Raw genomic sequence first — 19,470 nt, 5'->3', positions numbered from 1 at the left:
CCAACCGCCTCGTCATCACCACCAGCACAGAAGGAAGAACCCATGCGTCTCCCCGTCCGGCACATCAGCGGCCACCTCATCTGGACCACCGCCGCCACCGTGTGGGCGGTGTGGCGCGTCGACACCGAGAACTACACCCACGCCAGCAAGTCCACGAAGCGTGAGCGGCTGGACTCCCTGGAAGCCCTCTTCAAATCCCTTCGGGGCGAGGCCCTCCTGCTCAGCCTGTGCCCGAGCGTCGACGCCGCGTCGGTCGTCACCCGCATGACCGCCGGCGTCGACCTCGACGCCTCCCCCGAGTACGTCGACCTGGCGCTGAAGGTCCTCGACCAGCTCCAGGACCTCGAACTCACCGGCCGCGTCGACTTCCTCGCCGTCCCCCTGCCCCACCTCGACTTCAAGCAGAGCAGCCGGGCGGTCCTGTCCTCCCTCCAGGTCGAGGTCATGGGCGCGCTCGGCCTGCCCGTCGCCCCGATCTCCCTCGCCGAGGAGCGCCAGCGCCTGGAGCAGGCCAACCGCCTGGCGGCCGGCTGGCCCTCCGGCATCAAGATGCGGCCGGCCACCGAGGCGGAGATCCTGTGGATCTACGGGCACAGCGCCCGCCGAGGCCTGAGCGAGCCGCTCCTTCCCGAGGACGGCGCACCGCGCGCCCTGCGCGGCCGCGGGCACACGGTGACCGCCCACACCCAGGTGATCCTGGACGAGGGCGGCCGCGGCACCCGGGCCTCCAAGGGCCCGACCAACCCCTTCAAGCGCCGCTACCTGCGCGCCACCAGCGAACACGGCGACTCCTACCAGGCGTTCTGCGTGCTCAGCGAGATGCCCGAAGCCTTCCGCTTCCCCGGCAGCGAGTACCTGGCGGCCTTGGACGAGTTCAACTTCCCCGTGGACTGGGCCGTCCGGCTGCACGTCGAGTCCGGCTCGAAGGCAGAGCCGAAGAGCCGCCGTCAGCAGCGCGAGCTCGCGCATCAGCGCGGCGAATACGACGGGGAGACCTCCGGGGTGCCGGCCTCCCTCGACAAGGCGTCCTTCGCCCTGGACGAGTACCGCGACCGGCTCACCGCCTCCAGCACCGAGGTCGAGATCCGCGCCACCGTCGCCACCTGCGTGTGGGGAACCACCCCCGAGGAGGCCGACGAGAAGGCGACGTCGCTGGCCAACCACTTCGGCGGCAACGACTACACGCTCGTGAGGCCCACCGGCGACCAGGTCGCGCTGTTCCACGGCATGCTGCCCGGCACCAAGACACCGGGCCCGATGCTCGACTACACCCAGTTCCTGCTCGCCCGGGACTTCGCCATGTCGATGCCGTTCTGCGGCGCTGGCCTGGGCGACGACTCCGGCAGCCTCTTCGGCCTCCAGCTCAACGGCGGCGGCGTCCGCCCCGTGCTCGTGGACTTCTCCCACGGCCCCCGCGTCAACGCCTCGGCATCCGCCGCGTTCGTCGGCGAGCTCGGCTCCGGAAAGTCCGTCGCGATGAAGTGCGCGATGTACTCGATCCTCACCACCGGCCACCGCGCCGGCCAGAGGAACTCCCGCGGCCGCGCCCTTGTCATCGACCGCACCCCGCAGCAGGAGTGGTCACGATTCGCGAACGCCTGCCCCGGCACGACCCAGATCATCAACGTCGACGAGAACGCCGGCGTCTCCCTCGACCCCCTGCGCGTCTTCCGCGGCCCGCGCGCCGCCCGCTACACCGAGTCCTTCCTCACCCCGCTCCTGGACATCGGCTCGATGAGCATCGAGGGCATCACCCTCGCCGAGGCGATCGAGGCCACCCGGCTCGGGCCCAAGCCCAGCATGACCGCGCTGATGGACACGCTCGCCGACCGGGCCCGCACGCCCGACCCGGAGGAGCCGAACGACAACGCGGTCCGCGCCGCCGCCTCCGAACTCGTGCGCAAGCTGCGGTCGCTGGCGAAGAAGGACCTCGGCCGCGTCATCTTCGACCCCACGCTGCCGGTCGTACGGATCACCGACGCCGACAGCATCGTCTTCGCCGTCGACCGCCTGGGCCTGCCCACCAAGGAGGAGCTCTCCGAGCACCGCCTCCCGAGCCTGGAGGTCGAAAAGCGCTTCGGTTGGCGGCTGATGTACCTGATGACGGCGCTCTGCCGGGAGATCGCGTTCGCCGACCCGAACGAGTTCGCCGGTGTCTTCCTCGACGAGTGCTGGTGGCTCACCTCGTCCGCGGAGGGCTCCAACCTGCTGCTCGAGCTCATCGCCGACGGCCGCAAGCACAACGCCGGCGCTTTCGCAGGCTCGCACGACCCGTATGACATCGGCCCGAAGTCGGAGATCGGCGACAAGATCCGGGCGCTGTTGTCCCACATCTTCGTCTTCCGTCACCGCGGCAAGGCGCTGGCCGCCAGGTGCCTTGAGTTCCTCGATCTCGACCCGGCTGACGAGGAGATGCTCAAGGTCATCACCGAGAACCTCTCCCCGCTCAACGTCAGCGAGACCGAGCGCGCCCTGCGGGCCGGCGAGGGCCTCTACCGCGACCTCCGCAAGCGGATCGCGGGGATCAAGGTGCTGATCCCGGCGGACGAGAACGCCGCCGCCGCGATCACTACGACGCCGGGGCAGGGCGCCGAGGAGGACGACGAGGCTGTGGAGTTCGCTGAGGCGGACGGAGCCCTCGCATGAGCCGCATACAGCGAAGGGGGATCAAGCGGCGCCTCGGGCTGATCGCCGTCCTGGTGGCCCTGTTCACCGTGGTGCTGGCCCCTGCGGCCACGGCAGACCCGTCGCCTTCGCCCAGCACCTCCGCGCCGGCTGCGGGCCCGGCCGGCAAGAACCTGAACCAGAAGCCGAAGGACGGCAGCGACGGCTTGCTCCAGCCGTTCAACGTCACCGACAAGGACGGCGTCCCGATCAGCTCCTACACCGTCAAAACGGATACCGGTGGCTGGAAGGACATCGACCTCAAGATCTGGAACATCGTCGCCCAGCTGCTCTTCGGCGTCTCGAAGTGGGTCATCGGCTTCACCTGCTGGCTGATCAAGTGGGCTCTGAACTTCGGACTGGCCAAGGTCATGGTCGGCCCCGTCGAGGACATCTCCAGCACCATCAAGAACCAGGTCATCGACAGGTTGGGGCTCCCCGGCCTGTTCCTGACGTTCGCCGGCTTCTACTGCGGCTGGCTGATCCTCTTCAAGGAGCGCTCACGAGGCTTCGCCGAGATCGGGGTCTCCCTCGTCGTCGCCGCACTGACCACCACCGTGCTCGTCTCGCCGGCCCAGGTGCTGCTCGGCCAGCACGACCAGGCGCAGCCGCAGGGCTCCACCATGCTGCTCTCGGAGGGGGGCCTGGTGGGGAAGTCGAAGGACTTCACTCTGGAAGTCGCCTCCATCGTGCTGGCCGACGACCCGGCGAGCGCCAAGGGCAGCGCCGACCCCAACAACGTGGCGAAGCCGATCACTGACGCCCTCGTGGAGGCGTTCATCGTCAAGCCCAACCAGCTCATGGTGTACGGGCAGACCTTCGACGGACAGTGCGACAAGGCGTTCCGCGAGTTCAAGCTCGCCGAGTTCAACCTCGACCAGCTCGGGATGAACTACTGGGACGCCGCGATGATGGACTCGATCTACGACACGAACTTCATCGGGCAGCTCACCGAGAACTCGAAGAAGTTCGAGGCCGCGTGCGGGGACGTGAAGCCCAAGGCCAAGCGGGCCTCCGCCGACCTCGCCTTCTCCGCTCTGTTCGTCGCGATCGCCGCCGTGATCGTGGCCATCCTCATGATCCTGGTCACCGGCACGTTCCTCACCGCGCAGGGCTGGCTGGCCTTCGAGGCGATCCGCGGCCACTGGGCCCTCACCGCAGGCATCCTGCCCGGCGGCGGCCGCGCCACCCTGTGGCGCTGGTTCTCCGCGATCACCAAGGCAGTCCTCGGCGTCATCATCTCCATCCTCTTCCTGGCGATCTTCATCCTGATCGTCCTGGCCCTCATCGACGCGGACACCGGCGACGTCCTCGCCGTCAAATTCATCGTCATCGACGTCACCGCCGTCGCCGGTCTGGCCGGCCACAAGCGCATCAAGCAGACCGCGCAGAGCATCGCGGTCAACCTCAACCGCAAGCTCGTCAACGCCCGCGTCGGCGGATCCCGCCGCTCGGTGTTCAACAGCCCCGGTCGCTATGCCGAGACGGCCCCCGGCCTGAAGCAGATGTGGGGCGAGGCCCGCGGCGAGGCCCGGCGCGTGAGCAGGCCCGTCGGCCAGGGCCTGAAGGCCGCCAAGAACGCCTGGGTCGGCTCGCCGCAGGCCAACCGCAAGGCCAGCCGACTGCGGACCGCGGCCCGGCTCGCCACAAACGCCGCCGCAGCCGTGGGCACCGGCGGCGCGAGCGCGGCCGCAAAGGTCGCGGCACAGCAGGCGGCCAAGCAGACCCTGCAGAAGCGGTTGGCCACGGCCGCCGCGAACAAGATGTCCCAGACCCGGGGCGGCAGGGCCACCATGGCCACTGGCAAAGCGGCCGCCGCCACCGCCAAGTACGGCGCGAAGGCAACGAAGTTCGCCTTCATGGCCACCGTCGGCGCGCCGGTGGGCATTCCCCGTGGCGTCGCCGCGACCAAGCGGGGCGCCGCTGCGGCCACCGCCCGGGCCGGGCAGGTGCGCGACCAGCTCAAGGCCGTCAAGGAACGCACCATCGACAAGAAGGTCCAGGAGGCCAAGGACTTCGGCGCCGAGTACAAGCGCAACGTCGTCACGGCTGGCAAGTTCGTCGCGAAGCAGGGCACGAAGGCGCAGGTCAACCTCGGCCTGGCAAAGATCCAGTCGAACCCCAGGGCCGCGACTCCTCCCGGCCCGCGAGCCGGCGCCATCGCGCCGAAGGCTCCTGGGGGCGCGCCGACGGCGGCTGGAGCCAAGACACCCGGCAAGCCCGCGACCACGACAGCCGGGACGAAGACGCCAGGTTCGGTGAAGCCCCCGGCCGCCGGGCCGGCGGCGGTGCCGAAGATGCCGACCCCGCCCACCCCTGCACCACCGACACCGCCGGCCAAGCCGTCTGGTCCGCCTCGGGCCATCCGGCGAGCCACCCGGCCGCCCGGCCCGCCCAGGCCCCGGCCGTAGCCGGGGCGCAGCCGGGACCTCCAAGGTCCCGGCCGCCCAGATCACCGCACCAGAACCACCTCACGGGGGACCTCCATGCCCAAAACCGATGCCGCGCGTGTACGTGCTCAGCGCGGGACGATCGCGCTGTTCGTGGCTGCGGCTGTCTTGGCAGCTGTTGGTGTCGCCCTGCTCCTCGGGCTCGGTGGAGGTGAGAGTCCCGCCAGCTCCGGATCGGCTCCGCGTACGAACGCGCCATCCAGCGCAGCGGTCGGGAACGGCAAGGACAACACACCCCCAGCCGAGGCCTCGCCCAATGCCGAACCGTCCGGGTCTCATGACGTACCCTCCCCGGACCCGGACCCGGCGCCGGTTCCAGCGCCGGTCGACGAGGTGGCCCGGGCTTTCACGACGGCATGGGCCAGCCACGACGCCCGGCCGGGCCGGGACTCTTCGTTCGACGACGCATCCAGGCGTGCCGCCGCCTACGCCGCCGGGGACCTCGCCGAGGACCTGCGCACCCACACCAGCGGCAGCGCCGGCACGCAGCAGTGGCTGAGCTGGAAGGACCGCCAGGTCCAGGTGACCGTGACGGTTCTGCGGGTGTCGCTGCCGGACGGAGCGCCTGCCCCCAGCGAGGACTCCAGCTTCGCGCGCGTGATCTACAAGCTGAAGGAGTCGCCGGCCAAGGGGCCTGTCACCGAGTCCGAAGAGCAGGTGGCACTCAAGCTGCGCCGCGGCGCCGACGGCAGCTGGCGTGTCGTGGGGCTGCCCAATGTCTGAGCAGGGCGAGTCCAAGGTCCTTCGACGGGTGCTGATCGCGGGCCTTGTCTCCTCCCTGCTCGGACTCGGCCTGATCATCAGCGCCGTGCTGGCCCTGTCGTCGGCGATCGGTGAGGACAACACGAGCGACGCACTGGAGAACGCGGGATTCGGCGGCGGCCTGTCGGACACCAAAGAGATACCCGACTGGCTGCGCCCCATCATCCTCGATGCCGTGTCGAGGTACGGCTGTGCGGAGGTCACTCCCTCGCTGATCGCCGCCCAGCTCTACCAGGAGTCCAACTTTCGCAAGAACCCGCCCGACGGCGGAGCCGGCGCGTTGGGCATCGCGCAGTTCATCCCCTCCACCTGGGCGACCGAAGGCATCGACGCCAACAACAAGGGTGGTGCGGACCCGCTGGACCCTGAGGACGCGGTTCCGTCGATGGTGGCCTACGACTGCAAGCTCGCTGATGAGATCCGCAGCGTGCCCGGTGACGTCGTCGACAACATGCTCGCCGCCTACAACGCCGGCGGGAACAACGTGAAGAAGTACGGCGGGATCCCGCCGTACGAGGAGACGCGCAAGTACGTCCGCGAGATCCGGGACCGGGCTGAGCGGTGGTCCGCACCGATGGACGGCAAGACGTCCGGTGGTCTGGCCAAGGTCGTGGCGGGCGCCAAGGAGGCCTACAACACCCCCTACGTCCTGGGCGGGAACTGCAAGCCCCCGTTTCAGGGCTCCAACGGGTGCGACTGCTCCAGCCTGGTCAAGTACGCCTGGAGCAAGGTCGGCGTGAACCTCCCCAGGGTCACGTACGACCAGGTCGACATCGGAACCAAGGTGAACTCGCAGAAGGACCTGCGTCCCGGCGACCTGCTCTTCTCGGGCGGCAGCGCCTCCAGCCCGGAGCACGTCGCCATGTTCATCGGCGGCGGGGAGGTGATCGACGCGCCGCATACCGGTGCCCGCGTCCGGATCAAGCCCCTCTCGTTCTGGAAAGGCCGGATTTTGATCATGAAGCGGCCCATCTACACCGAGCCCGGCTCGGGCAGCACCTCGGGCTCGTGGGTCACCCCGGTCGCCGACAAGCACATCGGCACCGGCTACCGGGTCTCGGGGTCGATGTGGTCGAGCGGCTACCACACCGGGATCGACTTCCCGGTGCCCACAGGGACCGCGATCCGCGCGGTGGGCCCGGGCACCGTGGTGACGGCCGGCTGGAACAGCGCGTACGGCTACCAGGTGGTGATCAAGCACGGGGACGGCAAGTACTCGCAGTATGCGCACCAGTCCTCGCTGAACGTCTCCGTGGGCCAGAAGGTGAAGGGCGGCGACCGGATCGGATACTCCGGGGCCACGGGCAACGTCAGCGGTCCGCACCTCCACTTCGAGATCCGCACCGGACCGGAGTACGGATCGGACATCGACCCGCTGGCCTACCTCCGCGGTCACGGCGTCGACATCTGACCCTTCAGCCGGCGTCACGTGCCCCTCCAAGGGGCCGTGACGCCGACCGACGCAACACCGCGAAGAAATTCGGAGCGGAGTGTCACACCGAGCCGGATCCCGACACCTGTAGCAGGTGAAAGGCCCGTTTGCTCTTTGGAGGTGCCGCCGTGCTCCCGACTCCCCCCGTGCCCGCTCCGGCCGCCGCGGCGCCGCCGCGCGCCTCGTTCTCGGGCGGTGGGCGATGACCACGAACGACCTCGTCGACGGCGCGATCGGCTTCATCGGGGACCTTCCGGGTCACGCCGAGCGGCTGGCGGACTCGGTGATGGCCAACGCCTGGTGGGTCGCGCTGCTCGCTCTTGCTGCCGGCGGCGGCGCTGCCGCAGTCCGCTGGGCCCTGTCCCGCGGCCCGATGGCCAAGCGAACGACTCTGGAGGTGCTGCCGACCACGGGCTTCGACCCGAAGCCTGAAGAGGTCATCCGCTTCGGACACCAGATGGCCCGCGCGCACAAGAGCGTGTCGCGCTGGCTCGTCTCCTCGACCCGCACCAGCGCCCTCCGTGTCCGCTTCACCTGCTCCAACGGATCGCTGTCCATGAGGGTCGAGGGCCCGGACCGAGCGATGTCGGTACTGCGCCATCAGGGCTACGCCCAGGTGGAGATGCGGCCGGTGGAAGCCGACGGCCGGGCTGCGCGCGAACGGCCGCAGATCCGGCTCGGCTCCTGACGCCCCTACGCTCACCACAGACAGGTAGATCATGACCATCGCACCAGACACGACCGTCGCCCAACCGGTCGACCTCGCCAAGCCGGAAACAGACGGCCGCGGCAGGCCGGCCACCCGGGAGATGCACTACGCCCGCGCCGAGCTCGCCCTGGCCCTCCCCGACCACCTCGCCCTGCGCGAAGTGCCGCTCACCCCGGATCCGCTCGAGGCCCTGGCCAACGCGGTAGCCGACGTCCGCGAGGACCTCGGTGAGAGCGCCGACGTCGTCCTGGACCTCGTGCCCGTTTCCCCGAACCGTGTCAGCAGCCGCCGCCGGCGCCTGCTGGCACAGGCCCGCCGCAACCCTTCCGACGGGCCGGCCATACCCGGCATGCCCCAGCAGCGCACCAACCGGTTCGGCTTCGACCTCGGCGCGGTGATGTCCGAGATCGCCACCGAGATGAAAGGCAACCAGGGTGGCGGCGCACGGCAGCGGCAACACCACCAACAGCGCACCACCTACCGCATCACGGACATGAAGGCCGCCATGGGCAAGCTCGTCCCCGGGGCCGAGCCCGTCTTCTCCATGCAGCTGCTCGCGCGCACCTGCGCTCGCGACGAGTACCGGGCCCGGATGCTGCTGGACCAGGTCCTCGCCGCCCTGGAGCCGTGGTCCGGCGACAACCACCTGCGCCCCGTCGGTCTCCACCTCGGAGTCACCCGCGTCCGGGCGGACCACTGGATCTACCGGGGCAGGTTCGACCGCCGCTTCGAGACCGGGCTCTTCGTACCGCGCCGGCACTCCTGGGTGACCGCCCAGGAGATCGCCGGGCTGCTCAAGCCGCCCACCAAGCACAACATGGCCCCGAACATCGCCCGCTCGGGCGGAGTAGTCCCGCCGCCGCCCGCAGCGCTGCCGACGTGGACGGGACAGCGCGGTCTGCTGCCTCTCGGGTGGGTGGCGAAGTCCGGCGGCGGGGAGCGCCTCGCCGGTGTCCCGCTGAAGTACCTGCTCTTCGCCCTGTTCCTCGGCAAGTCCGGCTTCGGAAAGACCGAGATGTCGCTCGTGCAGGCGATCGCGATCGCCCACGGCGGGTTCGGCGTCCTCTTCCTTGATCCCCATGGTGACGGCTGGACCCGCGCCCGGCCGTACCTGGCGCACAAGGAACTGGCCGACCGGATTTGGGAGATCGACCTCACGAGCCCCGAGCTCGACAAGATGGTCGGCTCCTGGAACCCGCTGTCGATGGAGCGCCGGCGCGAGTCCGAGATCCCCGACATCGTCCAGTACATCGTCACCGGCTTCGCCGCGGCGTTGAACTGGTCCGACTCGGCCGGCCGTGCGAAGACCATCCTCACGCGCGCGGTCGAGTCCTTGGTGTACCTGTCGTGGCACGTCTGCCGCGCCGGCCGGCCCGACCTGGCGCCCACCGTCTTCCAGATCCGCACGATCCTCACGGACGCCGTCTGGCGGACCAACGTGCTGCAGTACCTGCCCAAGGACATCCGGGACTTCTGGGAGAACGTCTTCCCGGGCTACAGCAAGGAAGCCATCCCGGTCGTCACGAACATCATCGAGCGGCTGTCCTCCTCCAACGCGATCAAGGCGTTCCTCGGGTCGAGCCGGTCGACGTACGACATCCGGCACGCCATGGACACCGGGAAGATCGTCTTTGTCTGCCCCGCCGGCACCGGCGACGTCGACCGCATCATCAGCTCCCTGCTGATCTACGACCTCTTCCGGGCCGGCCTCTCGCGGCGGGACACCCCGCCCGACCAGCGGCGCGACTTCTACACCTTTATCGACGAGCTGACCAGCGTGGACGGCGCATCGAAGGGCACCCTCGCCCAGATCACCGAGCAGCTGCGCAAGTACAACGTGAAGTTGCTCGCCATGACGCAGATGGCGCAGCGGTTGAGCGCCACTACCAGGCAGGGCCTGCTGCAGAACCTGTCCATCCTGTCGACGACCGCGTCCGACGTCGACGAGGCGACGCTGGTCACCCGCCGCTGGGGCAAGAAGGTCGCCCCTGACACGGTCGTCCAGCTCAACCGGTACAGCTACGTGATGTCCGTGACGCTCGAGTCGGGTTCGACCGACCCGTTCCGGGTTCGCGGCGCCTCGGTGGAGGACTTGTACGGCGACTACTACCGGCCGCAGAACGAGGAGCGGCTGGCGCGGGCCATCGACGAGAACCTGCAGCGGCGCTCGGTCCGCGACATCCTCACCGACCTGCGCCGCCTGGACTCGCGGCTGCGCCGGTTCATCGTCACCCTCCCCGTTCCGCCGGACGACGACGAACCGGCCGGCGCCGATCTGCCGCCGGACGAGCCCGACTTCGACGAGGCCGCACCGCCCGACCCCGAGGGCCCGGACGGACCGGTCGACGCCACCGTGTCCGGCAGCGGGGCGGCAAGGCCGCGCGTCCACGACAGGGAAGGCACCGTCATCAGCGGCGCGGAGCCGGACCCGGCCGAGGAAGCCCCCAGCAACGTCCACCCGATCAACCCCCACCAGAACCAGTCGAGGCTCGGATGACTCTGCCCCCTGTCGAGGCGGCCGCCGCGGCTGCGCCCACGCGTAGCTTCGTGTCACCCACGCGCAGCTTCCACGCGATCGGCGGCGAGGTCCTGGAGTTGCTGTACCAGCACCGGGTGCTCTCCACCCACCAGCTGCACGTGCTGCTGACCCTGCCCGAGAAGCGGCCGGCCCGCCCCGTGTACCTGCGCTGGCAGCTCGCCGAGCTGCTCCAGGCCGGACTGGTCGACCGGATCCGGGCCCAAGGGCCAGGCGGCCGCGGGCGGGTGCAGAGCCAGCCGTTCTTGTGGTTCCTCACCGAAGCCGGCGCCGAGTCCGTGGAGGAGGCCGGCGAACTGCCCGCGCGGCCGTACCGGGTGACGCCCGAGTCCGTCGCTGGCGCCCGGCAGGCGCACACGCTCGCGGTGAACGAGGTCGGGGTCGCCTTCGTCGAGTGGGCGCGTCGGCTGGGGCACGAGTGCGGGCCGCTGGACTGGACCCCCGAAGTCGCCAACCGGATCCGCGACGGCCAACGACGCTTCGAGGACGACCACGTCATCAGCGACGCCGTCCTCAACTACGTGCACGTGGAGAACGGGCGGCGCACCATGCTCAGCTTCTTCGTCGAACTCGACCGCGCCACGATGACCTCCGCGCGGCTCGCCGCGAAGCTGCAGGCGTACGGCCGGCTGTACGAGTACGTCCCGCAGAGCGCGGATCGCACGCGACGCACCCCGAACGCGACCAGGCCGGCGTGGATGTACAACTACCCGGTCTTTCCCCGGGTCCTGGTGGTTCTCGACGCGGCGCCGCCGAAGGCCGGGGAGCCGGACCGGCGCCCGCAACGGCTGGCCGCGCGCACCGAGGACCTCTACACGCGCGCCGGTGCGGACGTCCGCCTCAGCCGGCTCAAGGGCGACATCAACATCGGCGTCACCACCCTGCAGCAGCTCCAGGAACACGGGCCCTTCGCCCCGATCTTCACCCCGCTGCTGCGCGGCACTCCGGCCACCCGGCCCGCCCCCACCGACCTCTACCTCGCCACGAAGTGACCGGCCGCTCCCCGCGGCCCTGAAGGAAGCAGCGCCATGACCAGTACCTCGTTCGAGGCTCCGCCGGACGGCGGGAGCATGATCCGGCTCACCGAGATCCTGCACCGCAGCGTCAAGCTGCGGCAGCGGCGATTCGAGATGCTGCCGCTACGTGGCCAGGGCGCCCCCTTCACTGAGCCCCACGCCCGCAACCCCTCCGACACCCTGCCACCGTCCGAACTCGCCGACCTGATCTCCTCCATGTCCGTCATCGGCCTCCTGGAGCCGGTCCTGGCCGAGGAGATCCTCGTCGACGGCAAGGCGCCGACAATCCGCCTGGTCACCGGGGAGCGCCGCCTGCGCGCGATGCGCTGGGGCGCCGTCAACCGGCCGGAGAACCCGCACTTCCAGGCGCTGCCGGCCGTGGTCTGCCCGGGCCCGTTGTCCGAGGAGGAGCGTCACATGTGGCGCTTCGTCGAGAACTTCGCCCGCGAGCCCCTCCGGCCCGGGGAGCAGGCCGCCGCGTTGCTGTACCAGCGGTGCGCCATCCTCGTCGGCAAGCTCCTCAAGGCCGGCAAGCCCGTGCCGCAAGAGGTCTACGCGATCCCCGACCCGGCCGAACGCTTCCTTGCCCTGGAGAAGATCCGCGGCACCGACAGTTCCTGCGCCGCCCCCTGGAGCGAGGTGCTGGACCGCCTGGGGCTGCAGCTCAACGAGCGCAAGGCCAGTGAACTCGTACGGGCCTTCCGCGCGCTGCCGCGTGACCTCACCGAGGAGATGGACGAAGCCGCGATCCGCCTGAACACGAGGATCAGATTCGCTGAGCTCCGCAACGGCCGGGCACAGGCTGCCGAGGGCATCTGGGCAGCCTTGAAGTCCTCCAAGCGGCTCCACCTGCTCCCGACCGCCGTGAACGTCGGCCTGGAGGAGCCCGAGCTCGGACCAGAAGAGATCATCACCGAAGCCGAGGAACGGCAGGACGCGGCGAACGCCGACCGCCGGGCGAAGCTCACCCGGGTCCCCACCCGCGCTGAGGACCAGGAGGAGACCGACGAAGGCGATGACGCTGCTGTTCCGTCGGCCCTCGGCGCGGATGAAGGCGCAGAGATCGCTGAGCTGGGCCATCCGATGCAGCCGACGGCGCCAGCGGAAGCCGCCGCAGAAGCGACGCCGGCCGACACCGCCCCGAGTCGTCCGGCGGTGGAGTCGAACACGATCCGTACCGCCCTGGACGGAATCCGCGGGCTGCTGGCCGAGGTCCGGGCCGGCAAGGAGATCGCGCGGTACGACCGCGGCTCCCTGCGCCTTGCCCTGCGCGAGCTCCACGACCACCTCGAAGGCGCCACCGCCGACGGCGCGACGGACCACGATGCAACCACCGAAGGAAGCGAAGCAGCATGACCAGTGTCTCCCTGCCCATCCCGACCGTCGGCGTGCCCCTTCCGGGCCGAGGCTGCGACTGCAACAGCTGCGCCTTCTACGCCGGGCCCGACGGCCGGGGCGGCCCGGCGGCCGTCGAGCCCCTGTGCACCGGCCAGAACTCCGACTGCCGGTTCTGCGGGTGCTCGGCGGCCGAGGCGGACGCTCCGGCGAATGCGTGCGTGACCCGCAAGTGCCCGATCCGGTGCGGGAGCCGGACGGACATAGCCGGGTGGATGGCGGACGTCGGCGGCACCCTGACCTTCGACGACATCACCGTCGACAGCACGCTGCCCGACGGCCTGCCTGCCTTCATCCCCATGACCGACGGCTCCGCGGTCACCAAGCTCGACGCCAGCCTGAACTGGCCTGCCTACGGAGTCGGTCTGCGGCGCGTGTTCTCGCCCGACACCCACACGCTCTACAAGCGGTTCACCGAGCAGACCGCCCGCCAGGCCCTCGCCCTCGGGGACCACCAGAAGGCCGTGCTGGTCGGCTACGGCGAGGACCCGCTCGTCGAGGCCTTCTGGACCCGCCGCGGCCGCGACAGGCTCGTCGAGCGGATCGCGGAGCAGGAGTGGGACCTGGTCCTCTCGTGCAACTACAGCATCTACGGGGACTGGCCGCGCACCGAGCACCTGCTCAACATGCGCCGATCGCTGCTTCTCGCGCAGGAGTTCGCCGAGGCCGGCGTGAACGTCGTGCCGAACGTGTACTGGTTCCGGCTCGAGGACCTCCAGCGCTACCTCTCCTGGATCGAGGACACCCAGCCGGCCGGCATCGCCATCAACGTGCAGACCGTCCGCGACAACGCCGACTGGGACAGCTGGGAGCGGCCCGGCCTGCACTTCCTGGCCGAGAACCTCCCCGACGACATGCCGGTCATCCTCACCGGCCTGTCCCGGGCCAACCGCATCGCCGAGATGGCCCAGATCTTCGGCCCCAGGCTGACCCTGATCTCCCAGAACCCCCATCAATACGCCCTGCACGGCGCGGTCATGACCGCCAACGGGCGCGAAGACGTCCACGCCCGGACCGAGGACGCCTTCGCCGCGACCGTCCAGTACATGGCCTCGCTCCTGCCCAGCCGCTGAAACTTCTTCGCCCGCACTGTCACACCGGCGGCTCCTCCCACACCTGTAGCAGGTGAAAGCACCTTCGGGAGGAGCCTCCGTGACGACTGAACCCAACCCCACCGATGCCGAGACGGCGGAGCCGTCACCGGCCGCTCCGGCCTGGCGCCTGTGGATCCTGCTCGTCTGGCACCCCGCACTCGGCCTCCCCGTTGACCCCGTCGCCGTGCTCGGCCTCGACGAGGGCCGGCAGCCGGCCGAGCGGGTCGTGCGCTGGGTCCCCCTTGTCTACGAGCAGGCCGATCCGTGGCGCGAGCGCCTGGGCGAGACCACCAGCAGCGAGGACATCGAGCGCTGGATCGCGCAGTCCGGGGGCGCGTGCTCGCTCGAGCCCGCCGACGTTCCGGAGGGTGCGCTCGACCTCACGCACGCAGCCGACCTTGTTCTGGACGGACTGCTCGCCGAGGTCATCCCTGCGCTCCCGCCGAGGGGTGACGGCTGATGGGCACCGGCAGCAAGTCCTCGCACGCCTCCTACGCGGTCGGGCCCACCACGGCGTCCGAAGCGGACGACGTGGTTGCCGAGGCGCCCGCGGAGCCGATGTCCGACGAGGAGGTCCAGGCCAAGGCCGACCTCCTGGTGGCGATGAACCTCATGGAGGAGATCGCCGACCCGCCGTTCGGCGTCGACCCCGAAGACGAGGTCCCGACGGATCCCGTCGAGCGGTACGACCTCTTCGTCGGCCAGGTCGAGCAGGCTCAGGAGGCCATCGAGAAGCTGAAGGAGGCGGGCGCCTCCGACGAGGAGATCGAGGCCCACACCAAGGCGCTGAAGGCGCAGACGCTGGCCTATCTGAACTCGCTCGACGAGGACGACCTGCGCGAGATCGCCGAGGCCAAGGGCTTCGAGCACCCCGCGCTGGTGGGCCTGTCCGGCAAGGGCCAGCACCCCCTGGTCCACTGGCTCGACCCGGCATACCCGGGCGACATTCCGTCCAAGGCCAAGATCCAGGCCGCCGCACTCGACCGGTACAACGAGCTGCTCGCCGGCAAGACGGTCGGCGGAATGACGCTCGCCGACCTGCACGAGATTGAGGGCACCGAGCCGCCCGTCAGCGGCGGCGCCTGGAAGGCCACGCCGGACGAGGTCGCCTCTTCCGCCCATGCGGTGACCGCGTCGATCGACGCCTGGAACGAGGCGAAGAAGACCTACGGGCCTCAATCGCAGGAACAGAGGGCCGAGGCCCTGCACACGATGCTCGCGGCTGAGCAGAAGCTGGCGTCGGCCGACTGTCCCGAGCTCGGCGCGGACCTGACCAAGGCCAAGGCCGAGGCCAAGTCGGCGGTCGACGAAGCTCTCAACCACACGCACGTGCACGCGAAGGACGTCCAGCCCCTGGTGCAGGAGGCTCTCGCTTCGGGGCAGCTGAGCGAGACCGAGGCGATGCACCTCGGTGGTCACCAGCTCGTGGCGCTGATGCGGCCGAGCACACCCGAGAGCGAAGTGGAGTCGCTCAAGGCTCTGGCGGTCAAGCGGCAGGAGCAGCTGGCGAACCTCGACGCCGGCTACGCCGCCCACGTCGCGATGGCTCCGGGTGGCGACCAGCCGCTGAACCTGCCGCCGGCGGGCGACCCGGGCGCGCCGCAGGCGATCGCCGCGTGGGCGAAGAACGCCGGCGACGTCCGGGACATGCAGACGGACGTGAACGCCTGGTACGCCTACACCCAGCAAGGCGGTGCCAGCGACGCCCCGTACGCAGAGCACCCGGCTCTCGGACCGGGGAAGTACCTTCACCCCGGTGATCTGACCAGCGACTTCAAGTCGTGGGCCGCGAAGCAGAAGCTCGACGACCTGCGCACCGTCGCGGGCGAGCTGGGCATGGACAACAACGCCAAGGCCACGCGTGCCCAGGTCCAGAACTACATAGCCGCGAGCTTCAACAAGAAGTACGACCAGCAGGCCATCAAGGACAAGGTCAACGCGGACGTCGCGAAGAAGGAGGCGGCCAAGGCCGCCAAGGCGGCAGCCGCCGCGGCCCCTTCGACGAAGCCCGATGGCGGATTGGCGTCGGACGAGGCTGTCCAGGCTCTGGCGAGCAATCTGCCGCCGAAGGGCACCGGCTCGGCGGCGAAGCCGGCCGCGCCTGCGGCGAAGCCGGTGAAGGCACCGAAGCCGGGCTCGTTCAACGCCAACGTCCAGGCCATGATGGCTGCCGTCCAGCATGCCAAGGCGACCAACCAGGACCTGCCGGCCCGCGTCGACGCCAAGGAGGTCGCCAGCTGGACCTTCGGCGCCGGCACGACGGCGTCCCACCTCGGAGGGATACACGCCAAGACCATCCATGCCGCCCCGGACGGATCGCCGTGGATGTTCAAGGCCGATCACAACCATGGCGGCGCACTGGGCCACACCGAGGCCGCCGCATCCCAAATCCTGGCCTTGAGCGGCGTCCCGTCGGTGCCCGTCTACCACCACAAGACCAAGGACGGCACAGCCGGCTCGGTCCAGCCGCTGCTTCAGGGCGCCAAACCGTTCACCTCCAGCCCGAGCCAGTGGACACAGACCCAGGTGGACACCATCGTGCGGTCTCACGTGGGTTCGTGGCTCATCAGCGATCACGACGGCTACCAGGACAACTGGCTCCAGACGCCATCTGGAGGACTGGTGCAAATCGATCACGGCCAGTCGTACAAGTTCTTCGGTGCGGACAAGCTCTCGGTCAATTACGACCCCAACGGGGTCACTCCCATCCACCAGAAGCTCTATCAGGCGGCGCTCTCGGGCGGCCTTGCTAACGGCGTCAAGATCAATCCAGCCGCCGCACACCCGGTGATCAAGAAGTTCGAGTCCATGCCGGACGCACAGCTGCGCTCCGTCCTGCACTCCACCGCGTACGAGGGCGCCAAAACCGGTGTGGCCTGGGTCCCGCAGATGCGCAGCCGAGCGGCCAAAGCCCTGAAGATCCCGCAATCCCAGGTCACGCATGACCAGATCGCCACGGCGTTCCTGGACCACGCCGTAGAGAGGAAGAACAACTTGCGCGAGAACTTCTCCGACTTCTTCGTCCAGCAGCTGGGCCTGCCCTCCGGCGCCTCCCTCAAGCACGGCGGTGGTAGCTGATGGGAACCGGATCGAAGTCGAGCCACCAGAGTTACGCGGTCAGCCCCACCGCGCTCGCCGAGGCCCCTGCCGCCCCGTTGGACATCACCGGCGCGCCGACAGCAGGTGAGGGGACCGACCTGGCGGGCGTGTCCGCGGGGGCTTCGGGGGAGGCGGCGTTCGAGGTGCCCGAGCTGCCTGAGCCCGTTGTCGAGCCGGCTTCCCCTGCGGAACCTCCTGTCGACGAGGACCCGCTGGCAGAGCTCGATGGGCTCCTGGGCACCGAATCCGAGCCCGAGCCTGTTGCGGCCGCCGCGCCGTCTGAGGAAGAGGCCCAGGAGGCGTCCGCCGAGGGGGAGCTGCAGAGCAGCGGTGAGGAGCCTTCGGCGGAGGAAGACGTGCTGCTCCAGGCCGAGGACATCGAGGAGGTCGACGAGGAAGAGGAGGAGACAGACCCCCCGCTGACCCCGGTGCCAGCGGCGCCTCCGGTGGGCGAGCCCACCGGGACGCCGATTCTGGTGGGCGGGGACGACTTCATCAACTCCGAAGCAACCCTGGTCGCCTACGACTCGCCGGACGGCCCGCGGGAGGTGCTGCTTACGCACATATCCGAGGAGGCCGAGGAGAAGCTCCTCGACGCGCTGAGCATCCCCGGCACGCACATGGAAGAGATCCAGGTCGAGGAAGAGGTCAAGGAACGCCTCGACCTCGACAAGGAGAAGAAGCTGGCCGAGCTGACCAAGACCGCAATCACCTCCGTGCAGCACAAGCTCAAGGGCAGCCTGCCGATGTCGGACGCGTCGATCGCCAAGCACCAGGCGGCCGTCGACGCGGTCTCCGCCGTCCTCAACGACCCTTCGATCAGCGACGACGAGAAAGCCATGGCCCAGCACTACATGGACCAGCTGGACGTCGTGAAGGACAAGATCGACAACGGCGGGTCGGTCATGCCGTGGATGGACGCCTACGAGGTCACCGCGACCAAGATGGTCACCAAGCAGATACCGGTGCCCGACGGGGATCCGGAGCCCGGCACGCTCGCCGCGACGGTCCGCAAGGCCAGCAGGATCCAGGCGAACCTCGACCCGGCCACCGGGCAGACGTCCTGGGACGGTGTCAGCCGCTCTTCCGCCAAAGGCACGGAGTACGAGATCGACATGGGCGACGGCTGGAAGGCCGTCTACCGTCCCTACAAGGACAATGACCCGGCGAACACAGAGTTCTCGCTGCGGGGACAGCTTGAAGTCCACGCCCCTGCGGGCGCCGGCCACGGCAAGGACCTCGTGGATCGGCTGGAACAACTGCACCTGATGAACAAGCCCATGACCGCGGCCGAGGGCGAGTGGACGTACCTGGCTAACAACATCCAGGCCCAGGGGCTGGAGGGCTCCGCCGGCATGAAGGCCGCCATGGAGACGGCCCAGGGACTCCAGGATCTCCAGGTCCAGGAGATCGTGCACCAGCGCATGGAGTCCCTCATGGGGCTCGACAGCGACGCGCTGCAGACGGCCATGAAGAGAATCCACCTGGAGGCATCCCACAAGGTGCTGCCGATGAAGGTCGAGGTCGTCCGTGACGCCGTCGCGAAGGCCTCCGGGTTCTCCAGCGGCGCGGAACTCGCGGCCAGCCCGGGCTACGAGCCGACGCCCTCCACCGGAGGGAAGTGGCTGACCTGGTCCCGCTTCGATGTGACCGGCAAGAAGGCGGAGATCCAGAGCGCATTCAAGGGCCGGTCACTGAGCCACAACCTCAACGGCGGCGATCTCGCCAGTCTCCTCGGCGTCGGGGTCCTGGCCTCCACGGAGAAGCGGGCCGTGATGGGCATCGGCGGGGGACTGGGCTTGAGCGAGCAGGCCGACAAGATGACCGGCGGCGCCAACAGCGTGTTCCTGCGGGTCAAGAAGACGCCCAGCTCCCCGGGCGGGGGCCGACTGATCTGGGACGACCCGAGCGTACTCATGCAGCGCAGCGACTACTACGCCTACAACAGCGACCATTACGGCGCCATCAACCCCGCGCACCACAACTACAACGCGGGGGCGATCACCCGGGACCCGATGAAGATCGCCAAGTTCTCGGGCGGCAGCAACGAAATCATGTTCCGAAACGGCATCGACCTGCTCGGGGCCGAGGCCCCCAGCAGGATCGTGTGCCACACCGCCGCGGAGCGCAGCAGCATCCTTGCCTCCCTCACCGCGCGGGGCATCACCCAGCTCGGTGGGAAACCCGTCGAGGATGTCCTGTGCACGGAATCCGACTACTAGGTGTATTGCCTCGTGAGGTTGGGGACGCGGCTGGCGGGTGGTTGGCCCTTCAGCGCGGTGTGTCCGCGGTGGTGATTGTAGGTGTGCAGCC

12 protein-coding genes are annotated in these 19,470 nt (G+C 69.5%); all 12 read left to right on the top strand.

Annotated features, from left to right (window positions below; translation table 11 throughout):
- The first annotated feature begins 42 nt into the window (after positions 1-42).
- Positions 43-2,646 carry an ATP-binding protein gene (locus ACIGO6_RS39540; RefSeq protein ID WP_399885294.1) on the top strand — a complete coding sequence of 868 codons (2,604 nt, stop codon included), beginning with the start codon at positions 43-45 and terminating at the stop codon, positions 2,644-2,646.
- Positions 2,643-5,075 (top strand): hypothetical protein, encoded by a 2,433-nt coding sequence (locus ACIGO6_RS39535; protein ID WP_399885292.1) that lies wholly within the window; start codon positions 2,643-2,645, stop codon positions 5,073-5,075. The genes ACIGO6_RS39540 and ACIGO6_RS39535 overlap by 4 nt, the downstream gene beginning before the upstream one ends.
- A gap of 372 nt (positions 5,076-5,447) precedes the next feature.
- Positions 5,448-5,837, top strand: coding sequence for a hypothetical protein (locus ACIGO6_RS39530; protein WP_051852122.1), 390 nt, complete (start codon positions 5,448-5,450; stop codon positions 5,835-5,837).
- Positions 5,830-7,287, top strand: coding sequence for a peptidoglycan DD-metalloendopeptidase family protein (locus ACIGO6_RS39525; protein ID WP_399885290.1), 1,458 nt, complete (start codon positions 5,830-5,832; stop codon positions 7,285-7,287). The genes ACIGO6_RS39530 and ACIGO6_RS39525 overlap by 8 nt, the downstream gene beginning before the upstream one ends.
- A 223-nt stretch (positions 7,288-7,510) precedes the next feature.
- Positions 7,511-7,996 (top strand): hypothetical protein, encoded by a 486-nt coding sequence (locus ACIGO6_RS39520; RefSeq protein WP_399885288.1) that lies wholly within the window; start codon positions 7,511-7,513, stop codon positions 7,994-7,996.
- Between the two features lie 31 nt (positions 7,997-8,027).
- A complete protein-coding gene (locus ACIGO6_RS39515; protein ID WP_399885286.1) occupies positions 8,028-10,514 on the top strand; it encodes an ATP/GTP-binding protein in 2,487 nt (828 codons plus the stop codon).
- A 50-nt stretch (positions 10,515-10,564) separates the two neighbouring features.
- Entirely contained in the window at positions 10,565-11,545 is a 981-nt protein-coding gene (locus ACIGO6_RS39510; protein ID WP_051852121.1) for a replication-relaxation family protein, read from the top strand.
- Between the two features lie 36 nt (positions 11,546-11,581).
- Positions 11,582-12,925 carry a ParB N-terminal domain-containing protein gene (locus tag ACIGO6_RS39505; RefSeq protein ID WP_399885282.1) on the top strand — a complete coding sequence of 448 codons (1,344 nt, stop codon included), beginning with the start codon at positions 11,582-11,584 and terminating at the stop codon, positions 12,923-12,925.
- Positions 12,922-14,037, top strand: coding sequence for a hypothetical protein (locus tag ACIGO6_RS39500; protein WP_399885280.1), 1,116 nt, complete (start codon positions 12,922-12,924; stop codon positions 14,035-14,037). The genes ACIGO6_RS39505 and ACIGO6_RS39500 overlap by 4 nt, the downstream gene beginning before the upstream one ends.
- 79 nt (positions 14,038-14,116) lie before the next feature.
- Positions 14,117-14,518 carry a hypothetical protein gene (locus ACIGO6_RS39495; protein ID WP_399885278.1) on the top strand — a complete coding sequence of 134 codons (402 nt, stop codon included), beginning with the start codon at positions 14,117-14,119 and terminating at the stop codon, positions 14,516-14,518.
- Positions 14,518-17,136 (top strand): hypothetical protein, encoded by a 2,619-nt coding sequence (locus ACIGO6_RS39490; RefSeq protein WP_399885276.1) that lies wholly within the window; start codon positions 14,518-14,520, stop codon positions 17,134-17,136. The genes ACIGO6_RS39495 and ACIGO6_RS39490 overlap by 1 nt, the downstream gene beginning before the upstream one ends.
- Positions 17,136-19,379, top strand: coding sequence for a hypothetical protein (locus ACIGO6_RS39485; protein ID WP_399885274.1), 2,244 nt, complete (start codon positions 17,136-17,138; stop codon positions 19,377-19,379). The genes ACIGO6_RS39490 and ACIGO6_RS39485 overlap by 1 nt, the downstream gene beginning before the upstream one ends.
- Positions 19,380-19,470: the final 91 nt, after the last annotated feature.

The sequence above is a fragment of the Streptomyces sp. NPDC053750 genome, from assembly GCF_044544295.1.
Lineage (GTDB): Bacteria > Actinomycetota > Actinomycetes > Streptomycetales > Streptomycetaceae > Streptomyces.
The sequence above is the reverse complement of the archived record's forward strand: the minus strand, read 5'-3'. Positions and strand labels throughout refer to the sequence as shown.